At 71.9% G+C, this 13,775-nt stretch carries 15 protein-coding genes; 12 read left to right on the forward strand and 3 right to left on the reverse strand.

The features are described from left to right. The first annotated feature begins 9 nt into the window (after positions 1–9). The 8 genes from JOD65_RS06875 to JOD65_RS06910 all read left to right on the forward strand — a co-directional run bounded on the left by JOD65_RS06875 (position 10) and on the right by JOD65_RS06910 (position 7,106). On the forward strand, positions 10–1,128 hold the full coding sequence (locus JOD65_RS06875) for a serine hydrolase domain-containing protein (RefSeq protein WP_191193132.1): 1,119 nt from the start codon (positions 10–12) through the stop codon (positions 1,126–1,128). Between the two features lie 59 nt (positions 1,129–1,187). After that, positions 1,188–2,132, forward strand: coding sequence for an ABC transporter ATP-binding protein (locus JOD65_RS06880; RefSeq protein WP_191193131.1), 945 nt, complete (start codon positions 1,188–1,190; stop codon positions 2,130–2,132). 4 nt (positions 2,133–2,136) lie between these two features. Next, a complete protein-coding gene (locus tag JOD65_RS06885) occupies positions 2,137–3,312 on the forward strand; it encodes an ABC transporter permease (protein WP_191193130.1) in 1,176 nt (391 codons plus the stop codon). Next, positions 3,309–4,472, forward strand: coding sequence for an ABC transporter permease (locus tag JOD65_RS06890; protein ID WP_191193129.1), 1,164 nt, complete (start codon positions 3,309–3,311; stop codon positions 4,470–4,472). Before JOD65_RS06885 ends, JOD65_RS06890 begins: the two co-directional genes overlap by 4 nt. 93 nt (positions 4,473–4,565) lie before the next feature. Next, on the forward strand, positions 4,566–4,805 hold the full coding sequence (locus JOD65_RS06895; RefSeq protein WP_191193128.1) for a hypothetical protein: 240 nt from the start codon (positions 4,566–4,568) through the stop codon (positions 4,803–4,805). Between the two features lie 4 nt (positions 4,806–4,809). Continuing rightward, a complete protein-coding gene (locus JOD65_RS06900) occupies positions 4,810–5,310 on the forward strand; it encodes a mycothiol transferase (RefSeq protein WP_191193127.1) in 501 nt (166 codons plus the stop codon). Positions 5,311–5,368: 58 nt separating this feature from the next. Next, positions 5,369–5,590: a hypothetical protein gene (locus JOD65_RS06905; protein WP_191193126.1), complete on the forward strand. Its 222-nt coding sequence runs from the start codon at positions 5,369–5,371 to the stop codon at positions 5,588–5,590. A 40-nt stretch (positions 5,591–5,630) separates the two neighbouring features. Next, complete coding sequence (locus JOD65_RS06910) at positions 5,631–7,106, forward strand: cryptochrome/photolyase family protein (RefSeq protein ID WP_191193125.1); 1,476 nt, start codon at positions 5,631–5,633, stop codon at positions 7,104–7,106. Between the two features lie 290 nt (positions 7,107–7,396). On the opposite strand, the gene JOD65_RS06915 is transcribed toward JOD65_RS06910, so the two are convergent. Both JOD65_RS06915 and JOD65_RS06920 read right to left on the reverse strand, forming a co-directional pair. Beyond that, positions 7,397–8,128, reverse strand: a complete 732-nt coding sequence (locus JOD65_RS06915; RefSeq protein ID WP_191193124.1) for a matrixin family metalloprotease — start codon at positions 8,126–8,128, stop codon at positions 7,397–7,399. Between the two features lie 73 nt (positions 8,129–8,201). Continuing rightward, the gene (locus JOD65_RS06920; RefSeq protein ID WP_307820990.1) at positions 8,202–8,852 is read right to left on the reverse strand and encodes a TetR/AcrR family transcriptional regulator; all 651 of its coding nucleotides are present in this window, start codon (positions 8,850–8,852) and stop codon (positions 8,202–8,204) included. A gap of 147 nt (positions 8,853–8,999) precedes the next feature. Between JOD65_RS06920 and JOD65_RS06925 the strand changes: the two genes are divergently transcribed. Genes JOD65_RS06925 through JOD65_RS06940 form a run of 4 tightly spaced genes read left to right on the forward strand, consistent with a single transcriptional unit; the run spans position 9,000 to position 13,313 of the window. Beyond that, positions 9,000–9,791 (forward strand): SDR family NAD(P)-dependent oxidoreductase, encoded by a 792-nt coding sequence (locus tag JOD65_RS06925; protein WP_191193123.1) that lies wholly within the window; start codon positions 9,000–9,002, stop codon positions 9,789–9,791. A gap of 31 nt (positions 9,792–9,822) precedes the next feature. Continuing rightward, a complete protein-coding gene (locus JOD65_RS06930; protein ID WP_191193122.1) occupies positions 9,823–10,950 on the forward strand; it encodes a DUF5938 domain-containing protein in 1,128 nt (375 codons plus the stop codon). A 12-nt stretch (positions 10,951–10,962) separates the two neighbouring features. Beyond that, the gene (locus tag JOD65_RS06935; protein ID WP_191193121.1) at positions 10,963–12,528 is read left to right on the forward strand and encodes an acyl-CoA synthetase; all 1,566 of its coding nucleotides are present in this window, start codon (positions 10,963–10,965) and stop codon (positions 12,526–12,528) included. Positions 12,529–12,554: 26 nt separating this feature from the next. Next, a complete protein-coding gene (locus JOD65_RS06940) occupies positions 12,555–13,313 on the forward strand; it encodes an MOSC domain-containing protein (RefSeq protein ID WP_191193120.1) in 759 nt (252 codons plus the stop codon). Between the two features lie 9 nt (positions 13,314–13,322). On the opposite strand, the gene JOD65_RS06945 is transcribed toward JOD65_RS06940, so the two are convergent. Then, positions 13,323–13,643, reverse strand: a complete 321-nt coding sequence (locus JOD65_RS06945) for a hypothetical protein (protein ID WP_191193119.1) — start codon at positions 13,641–13,643, stop codon at positions 13,323–13,325. Between the last annotated feature and the right edge of the window lie 132 nt (positions 13,644–13,775).

The raw sequence follows: 13,775 nt of genomic DNA on the forward strand, positions 1-13,775 counted from the left end.
GGTCGGCACATGGCGGACCTCGAGGAGACGCTGCACCCGTTCGTGGACTCCGGTGACATCCCGGGCCTGGTCGCCCTGGTGGCGCGGGGCGAGGACGTCGAGGTCGTCGCCCTCGGCACCCGCGACTCGAGCGGTACGCCGATGCGGCGCGACTCGCTGTTCCGCGGGGCCTCGATCGCCAAGCCGGTGACGGCGGCGCTGACGATGGCGCTGGTCGAGGACGGCCGCATCGACCTCGACGCCCCCGTCGCCGACCTGCTCCCCGAGCTCGCGGAGCCGCGAGTGCTCCGGACACTGGGGAGCCCGCTCGAGGACACGGTCGCGTGCGAGCGGCCGATCACCGCCCGGCACCTCCTCACCGGGACGGCGGGGCACGGCTTCAGCACCTGGGACTCCGCGGTCACGCCGCTGCTGATGGAGCGGCTGCACCAGGCGGCGGACGACATCCACGAGGTCCCGGCGCCGGACGAGTGGATGAGCCGGCTCTCGACGATCCCGCTGATGCACCAGCCGGGCGATGCCTGGACCTACAACGCCTCCTACGACGTGCTCGGCGTCCTCGTCGCGCGCGCTGCCGGGCAGGACCTGGCCGACGTGATGGCCGAGCGGCTGCTCGACCCGCTCGGCATGGCGGACACGGGCTTCCACGTGCCCGCCGGCAAGGTCGACCGTCTCACCACGATGTACGGCGCCGGCGACGGCGGACTGGTCGTGCGGGACGAGCCGGACGGGTTCTTCACACGCCCGCCGGCGTTTCCGTCCGGGTCCGGCGGGCTCGTCACCACCGCGGACGACTGGCTGGCCTTCGGCCGGATGCTGCTCGCCGGGGGCGGCGACGTGCTGAGCGAGGCGTCGGTGCGCCAGATGACGACCGACCACACGACGCCGCGGCTCCGGGAGACGGGCGGCTTCTTCCTCGACGGCCAGGGGTGGGGGTTCGGTGGTGGGGTCGACACCGAGGTGATCGACCCGTGGAACGTGGTCGGCCGCTACGGCTGGGTCGGCGGCACCGGCACGTCGGCGTACGTCCATCCCGACGGCGTCGTCGGGATACTCCTGACGCAGGTCGTGATCGGCTCGCCCGGTGTCGAGGACCTGTTGAAGGCGTTCTGGACGTCCACCCGGTGACGTTCGGCCCTGCTGGGCCCGCGCGTCGCTCCCTAGCGTGAGGGGTGGGAGGGACGCCGATGACGGACGACGTGCTGGTGGTGGACTCGCTGGTCCGCCGGTTCGGGGACCTGACCGCGGTGGACGAGGTGTCGTTCCGCATCGCGCCGGGGGAGACGTACGGGCTGCTCGGGCCGAACGGGGCGGGCAAGACGACGACGATCTCGATGGTCGCCGGACTCATCGCCGCGGACGCGGGCACCGTGACGGTCGCGGGCGAGCCGATGACGCCGCGGACGACCGAGCCGAAGCGGCACCTCGGGCTCGTGCCGCAGGAGCTCGCGATCTACCCGGACCTGACGGGCCGGGAGAACCTGACCCTCTTCGGCAGGCTGCAGGGCCTGCGCGGCTCCGAGCTCAGGAGTCGTGTCGACGAGGTGCTCAGCCTGATCGGGCTCGCGGACCGCGCGAAGGACCGCAGCAAGGAGTACAGCGGCGGGATGAAGCGCCGACTCAACATCGGCATCGGCCTGCTCAACCGGCCCACGCTGCTGATCCTCGACGAGCCGACGGTCGGGGTCGACCCGCAGTCGCGGCACGCGATCCTGGAGTCGGTCGAGGCGCTGTCGGGTGAGGGGATGGCGGTGCTCTACACGACGCACTACATGGAGGAGGCCGAGCGGCTCTGCGACCGCATCGGCATCATCGACTCCGGGCGCCTGCAGGCCGAGGGCACGCGCGACGACCTGATCCGGCTGACCGGCGGCGTCGACACCATCCGGCTCGGCGCCACGGGCGGCGACCTGGCCGCGGCAGCAGAGGAGCTCCGCCAGATCCCCGGTGTCGAACGGGTTCAGGTCGATCGCCGGTCGGCGACCCTGACCGTCAAGGACGCCCCCGCGCTGGTGGCGCAGGTGGTCGGCACGGCCGCAGACCACGGCGTGACCCTCTCCGACGTCGAGATCTCGCGCCCCGACCTCGAGTCGGTCTTCCTGCACCTCACCGGCAAGGGCCTGAGGGACTAGCGCGATGCGCCAGCTCCTGGCCCTCACCAGCTCCGACCTGCTGCAGCGGATGCGCGACAAGTCGGTGCTGATCTTCGCGCTGCTCGTGCCTCTGGCGCTGATGACCGTCTTCAACCTGGTCTTCGGCGCCGCCGACGACCTCGAGATCGACCCCGTCACCGTCGTGATCAGCGCACCCGCGGACGACGACCTCGCGCAGGCGCTGACCGGCGTCGTGCGGGCGCTCGACGGCACCGACGAGCTCGACGTCACCGTCGTCGAGACCGACGGGAGCGCCGGTCGCCGGCAGGTCCGGGACGGGGACGCGGCCCTCGCCCTCGTGGTGCCGGCTGGCTTCGGCGAGGCAGCGCGCGCCGGCGAGCCGGTCACCGTCGACGCCGTGCGCGGGGACGAGGCCGGCATCGGCGCCGACATCGTGCTCTCGGTGGTTGACGGTGTGCTCGACCAGGTCGCCTCCGGCGCGGTCACCGCCCGGGCCGGCCTGGCCGAGGGAGTCGCGCCGGCCGACATCGGGGCGCTCGTCGAGCAGGCCACGTCCGGCGGACCGGCGTACGACGTCGAGACCGGGCAGGCCTCCGACGAGCAGCTGGGTGCGGGTGCGGCGCTCGTCGCCGGGCAGGCAGGACTGTTCCTCCTCTTCACCGTCAGCTTCGGCGTGACCGGGCTGCTCATCGACCGCGAGTCCGGCACGCTGGCCCGGCTGCGGTCCATGCCGATCCCCGGGTGGGTGATCGTCGCGGCGAAGGCTCTGGTCAGCTTCGTCCTCGGCGTGGTGGCGACCGGCGTGCTGCTGACGGTCGGGAGCTACCTGTTCGACGCCGACTTCGGCTCCGTCCCCGCTGTGGCGGTGCTCGTGCTGTGCGCGGCCGCCGCCGGCACGTCGGTGATGTTCCTGGTCGTCCGCGTCGCCCGCACGAGTGAGCAGGCCGGCATCGTGACGTCGATCGTGGCGCTGGTGCTGGGCATCGGCGGTGGCGCGTTCTTCCCCGTGAGCGCGACCGGTGCCCTGTCGGGAGTGCTCGACCTCAACCCCGTCGCCGCGCTGCTGCGGGGGCTCGGCACCACGTCGGGTGGCGGCGGGCTGACCGACATCGGCCCCCCGGTCGCGATCATGCTCGGCTTCGCCGTCGTGATGCTGCTCGTCTCGCGTCTGGTCCCGGACCGGGGAGTGCTGTCATGAGGAACGCCCTCACGATCGCCGGTGCCGAGCTGCGGCTCTTCCTGCGCGACCGCTCCAACCTGTTCTTCGTCTTCGTCTTCCCGCTGCTGCTGGTGCTGATGATCGGCCTGCAGTTCGGCGAGGGCGCGACGTCCGGTCGCGTCGCGGTGAGCGGTGGGGAGTCCTCGCTGCAGTCCGGGCTCGTCGAGCGGCTCGAGGCAGACGACGTCGTCGTCAGTGACCCCGCGTGGGACGACGCGCTGGCCCTGCTCGCGCGCGGGCGGCTCGACGTTGCCGTGCGCGTCGACGCGGCGGCCGCGGCGGCGTACGAGGCCGGGGAGGCGGTGACGCTCGAGGTGGTGCGCGGCCCGTTGGGCGACGCGCAGGTCGTCGAGCAGGATGTCCGCGTCGCCGTCGAGGCCCTGCGCTCTGAGCGCAGCCGCGTCCTGGCGCTGGAGACGCGCGGCGTGCCGACCGACCGCGCGCAGGAAGCGCTCGCCACCGCCGAGGGCGAGGTCAGCGCACCACGGCTCGAGGTGACGAGCGTCGACCGGCTCAGCCAGGAGTTCGAGGGGATGGGGCAGTTCGAGTTCGGAGCCGCGGGACAGCTGCTGCTGTTCGTCTTCCTCGCGTGCCTCGGCGGGTCGGCCACGCTGATCCAGGCCCGACGGCTCGGTGTGGTGTCGCGCATGCTCGCGGGTCCGGTGGCGGCGGAGGAGCTGGTCGCCGGACAGGTGCTGGGTCGGTGGGCGATCGGGCTCTTCCAGGGCGCCTACCTCATGGTCGCGAGCAGCCTGCTCTTCGGTGTCGGCTGGGGCAGCGTCCCGCTCGCGCTCCTCGTCCTGCTGCTGTTCAGCCTCGTCGCCGCCGGGGCCGCGATCCTGCTCGGCACCCTGCTGGAGAACGAGGGCGCGGCCGCGGGGGCGGGGATCGGGGCCGGCTTGGTGCTGGCCGCTCTGGGGGGTTCGATGTTCCCCCTCGAGCTCTTCCCCGACACCATGCGCACGATCTCCCGCTTGACCCCGCACTCGTGGGCCTACGAGGCGCTCGCCGACGTCCAGCGCCGAGGCGCCGGGTTCGTGGAGGTGCTGCCGGAGCTCGGGGTGCTCGCGGCGATGGCCGCCGTGCTCGTCACGCTCGGCAGCTGGTCGCTGCGGCGCAGCCTGGCGCGGGCGATGTGAGCCGACGCTCGTGCCTCGCCCCCGTTCGACACCGATGGGGAGCACACCCCGTTGGACGGTTGTCCCCACCTCGAGGCTCACTACCGTGGATGCATGACTGACGAGGTGAAGCAGGCAGCGATCGAGGCCGCACAGCGAGTGGTCGACGAGGTCTCCTCCTTGCAGTACAGCGCCGAGGACAGCACCATCGCCGAGCAGCTCGACGAGGGCCTGACCAAGGCGAAGGTGTCGGTGAGCGGCGACGAGCGCACCCGCATCCTCGCGGAGATCGACGGCATGAAGGACGAGAAGTCCTCCGCTCCGCAGGTCCGGTCCGCGGCGCCGGCGGAGTGACGTCATGGACGTGCGCGGGCTGCTGACCGAGGGCTTCGGCCGCATCACCGAGCTGTACGCCGGCATCGCCGAGGACCTCGACGACGAGACCCTCCACCACCGTCCCGGCGGCACCGGCAACCCGGTCGGGTGGCTGCTGTGGCACCTGGCGCGGGTGCAGGACGACCACGTCGCCGACCTCGCCGGGGAGCCGCAGGTCTGGGAGCGGTTCCAGGACCGCTTCGGCCTGCCCAACGGCACCGGCGACATCGGCTACGGCCACACCAGCGAGCAGGTCGACGCGCTGCGGATCGACGACCCGGCGCTGCTCGCGGAGTACCACCACGAGGTCACGCTCGCCACCGCGCGCTACCTGCAGACCGTCGACGAGGCGGAGCTCGAGCGCGAGGTCGACCAGCGGTGGGACCCGCCGGTGACCGCGGGACAGCGGCTGATCAGCATCCAGGGCGACTGCCTGCAGCACCTGGGGCAGGCTGCCTACGTGAAGGGACTTCTCGGGGGCTGACGCATCGTTTCCGCCCGGATGCCCCACAAACGGCTCGAGAGGGCCATACTTGGGGGTGATGACCACTCCGAGCGGCCGACGGCCGAAGCACCTTGCCAGCAGTCCGTTCAAGCCGGCGGTTGAGCCGGTCGTCGAGGTGTTCGAGGTTGGCGACCGCGTCACCCACGACATCTACGGCCTCGGTCAGGTGACCCACGTCGACAGCCACGCGGTGACCGCGGACTTCGGGTCGAAGAACGTGCGGATCGCGCACCCCTACCCCAAGCTGCACCACCTCTGAGGCGCTGCCGCCCGCTCGGGCGGCTGCCTAGGCTGGCCGCATGACGACGCGGTGGCTCTTCGGCGACCAGCTCGGACCGCACTTCGTCGACGACCACCGCGGCCCGCTGCTGATGGTGGAGTCGATCGGTGTCCTCCGTCGTCGCCGCTTCCACCGGGCCAAGGCGCACCTCGTGCTGAGCGCGATGCGGCACCGTGCCGCCGAGCTCGGCGACCGGCTGACCTACGTGCAGGCGGAGACGTACGCCGAGGTGGTGCGCGAGGTCGGCGGTGACGTCGAGGTCGTGCACCCGACGTCGTACGCCGCGCTGGGGCTGGTCGAGCGGCTCGGCTGCACCGTCCTGCCACCTCGCGGCTTCGCCACCGCGCGGGAGGACTTCGAGCGCTGGGCCGAGGGACGTCGCGGCAAGCGGCTGCTGATGGAGGACTTCTACCGGCGGGCGCGCCAGGCGCACGGCGTGCTCCTCGACGCCGGCGAGCCGGCCGGCGGCCAGTGGAACTTCGACCACGACAACCGGCAGCCGCCACCGAAGGGCGCCGACACGCTCGGGGTCACCGAGCCCTGGTGGCCGAGCGAGGACGACATCGACGCGCAGGTGCGCGAGGACCTCGACCGCTGGGAGCGCGACGGCGAGGTGTCGTTCATCGGACGTGACGGGCCGCGGATCTTCCCGGCCACCCGGCGCCAGGCGCTGGCGGCGCTCGAGCACTTCGTGGAGCACCGGCTGCCGGAGTTCGGGGCGCACGAGGACGCGATCCTCGAGGGCGACCCGTGGATGGCGCACAGCCTGATCAGCGCGCCGATGAACCTCGGCCTGCTCGACCCGCTCGAGGTCGTCGAACGGGCGGAGGAGGCCTACCGCAGCGGCGCGGCGCCGATCGAGAGCGTCGAGGGCTTCGTCCGCCAGGTCATCGGGTGGCGCGACTACGTCTGGCACGTCTACTGGCACATGGGCGACGGCTACCGCCGCGAGAACTCGCTGGCCGCCCAGGAGCGGATCCCGCAGTGGTTCGCCGAGCTCGACGGGGCGGCGACCGACGCGCGCTGCCTCTCCCACACCCTCGACCAGGTCGCGGAGCACGGCTGGGTGCACCACATCCCGCGGCTCATGGTGCTGGGGTCGTACGCTCTGCAGCGCGGGTGGGCGCCGACGCAGGTCACCGACTGGTTCCACCGGGCGTTCGTCGACGGCTACGACTGGGTGATGGTGCCCAACATCGTCGGGATGTCGCAGCACGCCGACGGTGGCCAGATGATGACGAAGCCCTACACGTCGGGCGGCGCCTACATCAACACGATGAGCGACCACTGCGGGTCGTGCCGCTTCGACCCCAAGGTGCGGGTGGGGGAGGACGCGTGCCCGTTCAGCGCGGGCTACTGGTGGTTCCTCGACCGGCACCGCGAGACGTTCGAGGGCAACCACCGCATGTCGCGTGCGGTCCGCGGGCTCGACCGGCTCAAGGACCTCTCCGAGCTCGTCGAGCAGGAGGACGCGCGGGGCAACCGAGCGCCCTGACGTCCGCGGGCCAGCACCGTGCAGGCAGTTCGTGACTCGCGGCGGCCGACTGAGCGTGGGACCCGGAGCCGGACGCGCGAACTGCCTGCATGGTGCACGCCCTGAGCTCGCACGTGCGGTGGATGTGGGCCCCCGTCGAGCGCGTTTGAGGGCCACGGCCGCCGCACGTGCGCGCTCCTGGGCGAGCAACGTAGGCAGTTCGCCGTTCGGGGCAGCGGGCCGAGCGTGGTGGCCGCGGGCAGCGGTCCCAACTGCCTACGCTGGTCGGGTCTCGGGACGGGCCGAGATCCTCAGCGGCAGGGGAGGGAGCCGAGGCGGGCGAGGCCCTCCCGGTCGCCGGGCCCGAGCTCGACCTGCCCGATGTTGGAGGCGTACATCAGCTCCATCGGCTCGCTGACGTGACCGAGCCCGACGACGTGGGCGACCTCGTGGAGGACGATCCCCTCCATCACCCGTGGCTGCTGCGCGACGGCCGAGGCGGTGAACGCCTCGACGTCGAGGACGATGCCTCCGCTGACGAACCGGAGCCGCCCACTGCTGCCGCGCTCGGCGACGGCACCGCCCACTCCGGCGACCTGGCCGGCGAGGTCGGGGTACTCCGCGGCGTCGGCCCAGCCGATGACGACCGGGTCCGGGCGCCCGAAGAGCTTCACGCCGCCGGGGAACGGCCGGTCGTCGGTCTCGCCCTCGTCGGTGAACTCCAGCCCCGTCGCCGCGCTCGCCCGGTCCAGTGCCCGGCGGACCAGCTCGCTCCCGCCGGGCGGCTCGCCGGCCGGGTTGATCCGGTAGCGGACCTGCTCGCACGGGTCCCAGCCGACCGGCTCGTCGCTGCCCGGCTGGGTCATCGCCCAGGCGAAGGTCCCGCCCTGTCGTACGACGCTGGGCGCCGGCAGCGGCCGGTCAGGCCCCAGTCCCACCGCACGCCGCACGGGGTCGAGCTGCTCGGCCGGGTGCCACGCCACGACCGCAGCCAGCATCGCGGCGGTGGCTGCGATCGTCACGGTCGTCGCGGAACGGGGCACCGGGACAGTGTGGCCGACACTCGGGCGCCGCAGACGGGCAATGCGATCTGTGCGCGAGGTGCAGGCGTCCCGGTCAGGCCAGGAGCGACGGCATCAGCGCATCGACGCGGTTGGTGAGCACCGACAGCACGTCCTCGCGGTCCTCGGTCGGGCCGGTCGCCCAGAGCAGCAGCGCCTGGGCGAACAGGCCGTCGAGCATGCCGTAGGTCGTCGCCGGGTCGAGTGCCGCCCGCCTGCCGGCGAGCTCGGAGTAGCGGGTCACCACGCGCCAGATCATCTGCTCGAGCTGGCCGTCGATCTCGAGGACCACCTCGCGCAGCGCCGGCTCGAACATCGACTGGTTGCGCAGGTCGTACCAGAGCTGGTGCATCGGACCCTCCTCGCGGATGGTCTCGGCCAGCTTCGCGGCGAACCGCTCCTGGAGCTCGTCGGCGGACGTCGACGAAGCCACGATCGCGTCGTAGCGCGTCACGCACGTGCGCTTGTAGTAGCGCACGCAGTAGGTGATCAGCTCCTCCTTGTTGGAGAAGTAGTAGTGCACGACGCCGTGCGAGAACGGCGAGTGCTGCGCGATCTCGCGCAGCGAGGTCTTCGCGTAGCCCAGCTTGCCGAGGGTGACCAGGGCCGACTCCGCGAGCTGGTCGCGGCGGTCCTCGTGCTTGCTGACGCGCGCAGCCGCCGACGCCATCGGGTCGGCGACGGAGGCAGAGGACGAGGCAGGCACGCCCGCATCGTACGCGCCGCACGGTGCGTGGAACCGGGGACTCGCATTCGTCTTGACATGTGACCAAAGATTTCCTTGACAGTTGTCAAGAACTCGCGTCAGTGTGATCGCCATCACCCGACCGCACCGCTACCCGAGGAGACCTCGATGACCGCAACCGACCTGACCGGACGCGTCGCACTCGTGACGGGAGGTGCCCAGGGCCTCGGGGAGGGCATGGCCCGCGCGCTGGCCGCAGCCGGGGCGAAGGTGATGATCGCCGACGTCAACGAGGCGGGTGCCGACACGGCCGCGAGCCTCGGCGACGGGCACGGGTTCGTACGCCTCGACGTCAGCGACGACGCCGGCTGGGAGTCGGCCACCGCGTCGACCGTCGAGCAGCTCGGCGGCCTCGACGTCCTCGTCAACAACGCCGGCATCGAGATCAGCAGCCTCATCACCGAGGTGCAGGTCGACGACATCCGCAAGATGCTCGACGTCAACGTGCTCGGCACGGCCCTCGGCCTGAAGCACGGGCTGCGCACCATGCGGCCGGGCGGCGCGGCCGGCACGGGCGGCTCGATCATCAACATCTCGTCGGTCGCCGCGACCATCGCGTTCCCGGCGATCTCCATCTACTCCGGCACCAAGTCCGCGGTGGACCGGATGACCCGGGTGGCGGCGATGGAGTCCGGCAAGCTCGGCTACGGCGTACGCGTCAACTGCATCTACCCGGGCCTCGTCCCCACCGCCATGGGTGCCGGCCTCGCCAACGACATGGCGAGCCTCGGGCTCTACGGCAGCCCCGAGGAGGCGGTCGGCGCGGTCATCGAGCTGACCCCGTCAGGCCGCCTCGGCGAGGTCGAGGACATGGCCGACGCCGTCGTCTTCCTCGCCTCCGACCAGTCCCGATTCATCAACGGCGCCGGCATCCCTGTCGACGGCGGCATGGGCATGTGACCGGACCACCCGAGACCAGGAGAGCACAGTCATGAGCGAGAAGAAGGTCGTCGTCTACGGAGCGTCGGGCTACACCGGCCGCCTGATCTGCGAGTACCTCCGCGAGTACCACGTGCCGTTCATCGCGGCCGGCCGCAGCCAGGAGAAGCTCGAGTCGTCCCTGGCCACCAACGTCGCCGGCATCGAGACCGCCGACTACGAGATCCGCACCGTCGACCACGACGTCGAGAGCCTCGCCGAGCTGTTCGACGGCGCCTCGGTCGTGTGCAACACCGTCGGCCCGTTCAGCACCCTCGGCCCCACCGTCGTCGAGGCGGCGCTGAAGGCCGGCGTCCACTACACCGACACCACCGGCGAGCAGGACTGGTTGATGGACTGCGACGACCAGTGGGGTGACAAGTACGCCGAGGCGGGCCTGCTGCTCTCGCCGGGCATCGCTCAGATGTACACCACCGGCGAGATCGCCGCGCAGCTCTGCCTGGAGAAGCCCGGCCTCGACACCCTCGACATCGCGGTCTTCTGGGGCGGCTCGCCGACCATCGCGTCGACCGAGACGATCCTCGTCAACGCCGCGAACTCGGCCGCGCACTTCCTCGACCAGAACGCGTACGTCCCCTGGGACCCCGGTCAGGGCCTCGTGTCGCTCGTGGTGCCCGGCCAGCACGACCTCGCGCTGTCGCTGCCGTGGGGCGGCACGTCGCACCCCGTGTGGTTCAAGCGCGACCCGCGGGTGGCCAACTGCAAGGCGCAGGGCGGCGTGTTCAACGCAGCCCTGATGAACGGCGTGCCCCAGATCGTCGCCGGCGCGCTCGAGGCCACCAAGGAGATGAGCGCGGAGGACAAGGCGGCCGCTCTCACCGCCACCGCGCGCCAGGTGATGGACCAGATGCCGCCGCGCGAGAACCCGCGCGTCAACAAGTCCCTCGACTCCGTGCACGCCTCCGGGCCCCTCGGGCGCGCGCACTGCGTGATCCACGGCAACTCCAACTACAAGCAGACCGGACTCATGCAGGCGTACGCCGCGTACTCGCTCCTGCAGCAGCCTCCGCGCCGCGTCGGCTTCGCGTCCGGGTGCCAGGCGTTCGGCCACCACGAGCTGCTCGGGGTGCTGCGGACCTTCGGCCTGGTCTCCCCGCCGGTGCTCACGACCCAGGACTAGGCCGGGACCGACATGCGGCTGCACGACTACCTCGACAAGGGCGCGAGCCTGGGCCCGGACCGACCGTGCCTGACCACCGACGGCACCACGATGTCGTACGCCGACGTGGTGGGGCTGTCGCACCAGGTCGCCGCGGCCCTGGTCGGACGCGGCCTCAGGGTGGGGGCGCGCGTCGCGATCCTCTCGGCCAACGACCCGGTCGCGTTCACCTGCGTCTTCGGGATCAGCCGGGCGGGAGGCGTGTGGTGCCCGATCAACCCGCGCAACGAGGCCGCGGAGAACCAGGAGCTCCTCGAGCTCTTCGGCGCGGAGGTCGTGCTCTACCAGTCGGGCTTCGCGCCGCTGGTGGCGGCGATCCGCGACCAGCTGCCGGCGGTCCACACGTGGGTCTGCCTCGACTCCGACCCGGACTCGGCGGACGACGGCTCGCTGTCGTTCGCCGAGCTCCTCACCTCGGGTGCCACCGCGCCGGTGCCCGAGCGCCCCGGACGCCCCGGTGCCGACGAGCTCGCGATGCTCGTCGGCACCGGCGGCACGACCGGTCGGCCGAAGGGCGTGATGCTCACCCCGGGCAACCTCGAGACCATGACGGCGCTGACGCTGATGGGCTATCCCTTCGACGGCCCGCCGGTCTATCTCGCGCTCGCTCCGCTCACCCATGCCGCGGGCGTGCTGTGCTTCCCGGTGCTCTCGCTCGGTGGCGAGGTGGTGATCATGCGTGCGCCCGACGTCACCGGCTTCCTGCGGCTGGTGCACGAGCACCGCGTCACGCACACGTTCCTGCCACCGACGCTGATCTACATGGTGCTCGGCAGCCCCGACCTCGACGCGACGGACCTGAGCAGCCTCCAGTGCTTCTGGTACGGCGCCGCCCCCATGTCGGCGTCCCGCCTCGAGGAGGCGTTGACCCGCATCGGGCCGGTGATGGCCCAGCTGTTCGGGCAGACCGAGGCGCCGATGATGATCTCGATGATGCCGCCGGCCGACCACTTCCGTGCGGACGGGTCGGTGGCCACCGAGCGTCTCGCCAGCGCCGGCCGCCCGGCGCCCCTGGTCATCGTCGCGATCCTCGACAAGGACGACCGGCCGGTGCCTGCGGGGGAGCGGGGCGAGATCTGTGCCCGGTCGTCGCTGGTGATGACGGGCTACTGGGAGAACGCCGACGAGACCGCACGCACCCTGCGCAACGGCTGGCTGCACACCGGCGACATCGGGTTCCTGGACGAGGAGGGCTTCCTCCACATCGTCGACAGGGCCAAGGACATGATCATCACGGGCGGCTTCAACGTGTACTCCACCGAGGTCGAGCAGGCGGTGCTGGCGCACGAGTCCGTGCAGGACTGCGCGGTGGTCGGACGACCGGACGACAAGTGGGGCGAGCGCGTCGTGGTCGTCGTGCAGCCCTACGCGGGCGCGACGGTCGACCCCGACGACCTGACGGCCTTCGTCAAGCAGCGGATCGGGTCGGTGAAGGCGCCCAAGGAGGTGCACGTCTGGCCCGACCTGCCGCGCTCGAAGGTCGGCAAGGTCCTCAAGACCGAGATCAAGGAGCGGATCGGGGAGCGCGAACCGTCCTGACCGACGGTGCGTGGAACCATGGCCGTATGCCGGCCGAGCTCGTCGTACGCCAGGCCGGGTTCGCACCGGTCAAGGGCATGCGGCACCTCGCCCTCGACGCGGTCGACCTCGACGAGCGGGGCGCCATCGGCGACCGGTCCTACTGCCTGGTCGACGTCGACGCCGCGCGCGTCCTGAGGACGGTGCAGCACCCGGTGCTGATCGGCGTGGTGGCGCGGGCGGACGGGGACGTCCTCGGACTGACGCTCCCGACCGGAGCGTCCGTGGTCGCGCGAGCCGACAGGATCGGCCGGACGATCACCTGTGACTACTGGGGCCGTCGCGTCGACCTCGAGCTCACCGACGGTCCGCACGCCGCGCTCCTCTCCGCCTGGCTGGGTCGGCGCGTGCAGCTCGCGGTCGCGCCTCGCGGCGGGGTGGTGTTCGGCGACCCGCTCACCGTCGTCGGCACGGCGTCGCTGCACGAGCTGGCCCGGCGTACGGGCCACGAGGCGCTCGCCGACCAGGCTGCGCGCTTCCGGTCGACGCTGGTCGTCGAGACCGACACGCCCTACGTCGAGGACTCGTGGGCGGGACGCGACGTGGTGGTGGGGGAGGCCACGGTGCGGATCGGCGGACCGGTCCCGCGGTGCGCCGTCCTCGACCACCACCCGGAGACCGGCGCGAAGGACCTCCGACTGCTGAGGGCCCTGGTGCGCGAGCGCCCGACCAACCGGGCCGGTGAGCCGGTGCTGGGGGTCTACGCGACGTGCACCCGACCCGGGCGGGTCGCCGTGAGTAGCTGACGCCGCTCGTCAGCGGTCGAGCTCGCGTCTGTCGACCTGGCGCGGGACCATCGGCCGCTGTTCGAGCTCCGCGAGCTCCTGGCGCGCGAGGTCCAGCGACCCGAGGAGCGCCGCCAGCGCGTCGATGGCGTCGTGGGCAGCGTTGTCCCACTCCTGCCAGCCCGAGCCCTGGTGCCGTGCGGTGCCGCCCTGCCAGGCCACGACGAGGGCGTCGATGCTCGCCTCGGCGGCGCGCCGGCGGACGTCGACCTCGGCGACGCGGGCGGCCGCGAAGGAGGAGACCACTGCGCGGCCCGAAAGATCGTGCTGGAGGTGGCCGGAGATGATCATGGATGTCCACTACCCACGCCCCGGGTGGGCCTACACGCGCTTGACGAGATCTGGAGACGATCGAGAGTGCTCCTTGCACCTGCGGAGCGCCGCGGAGGTCGGCCCGGTGGGGGACCTAGGGTGGTGCGACCA

The organism is Nocardioides cavernae (assembly GCF_016907475.1).
Classification (GTDB): Bacteria; Actinomycetota; Actinomycetes; order Propionibacteriales; family Nocardioidaceae; genus Nocardioides; species Nocardioides cavernae.

Bases quoted from the DNA above. Each gene is read 5' to 3' on its own strand.
- JOD65_RS06900 (WP_191193127.1), top strand. From the start codon at position 4,810: ATGGACGTGCGCGGGCTGCTGACCGAGGGCTTCGGCCGCATCACCGAG.
- JOD65_RS06935 (WP_191193121.1), top strand. From the start codon at position 10,963: ATGCGGCTGCACGACTACCTCGACAAGGGCGCGAGCCTGGGCCCGGAC.
- JOD65_RS06895 (WP_191193128.1), top strand. From the start codon at position 4,566: ATGACTGACGAGGTGAAGCAGGCAGCGATCGAGGCCGCACAGCGAGTG.
- JOD65_RS06875 (WP_191193132.1), top strand. From the start codon at position 10: ATGGCGGACCTCGAGGAGACGCTGCACCCGTTCGTGGACTCCGGTGAC.
- JOD65_RS06880 (WP_191193131.1), top strand. From the start codon at position 1,188: ATGACGGACGACGTGCTGGTGGTGGACTCGCTGGTCCGCCGGTTCGGG.
- JOD65_RS06945 (WP_191193119.1), bottom strand. From the start codon at position 13,643: ATGATCATCTCCGGCCACCTCCAGCACGATCTTTCGGGCCGCGCAGTG.
- JOD65_RS06890 (WP_191193129.1), top strand. From the start codon at position 3,309: ATGAGGAACGCCCTCACGATCGCCGGTGCCGAGCTGCGGCTCTTCCTG.
- JOD65_RS06885 (WP_191193130.1), top strand. From the start codon at position 2,137: ATGCGCCAGCTCCTGGCCCTCACCAGCTCCGACCTGCTGCAGCGGATG.
- JOD65_RS06925 (WP_191193123.1), top strand. From the start codon at position 9,000: ATGACCGCAACCGACCTGACCGGACGCGTCGCACTCGTGACGGGAGGT.
- JOD65_RS06930 (WP_191193122.1), top strand. From the start codon at position 9,823: ATGAGCGAGAAGAAGGTCGTCGTCTACGGAGCGTCGGGCTACACCGGC.
- JOD65_RS06910 (WP_191193125.1), top strand. From the start codon at position 5,631: ATGACGACGCGGTGGCTCTTCGGCGACCAGCTCGGACCGCACTTCGTC.
- JOD65_RS06940 (WP_191193120.1), top strand. From the start codon at position 12,555: ATGCCGGCCGAGCTCGTCGTACGCCAGGCCGGGTTCGCACCGGTCAAG.
- JOD65_RS06905 (WP_191193126.1), top strand. From the start codon at position 5,369: ATGACCACTCCGAGCGGCCGACGGCCGAAGCACCTTGCCAGCAGTCCG.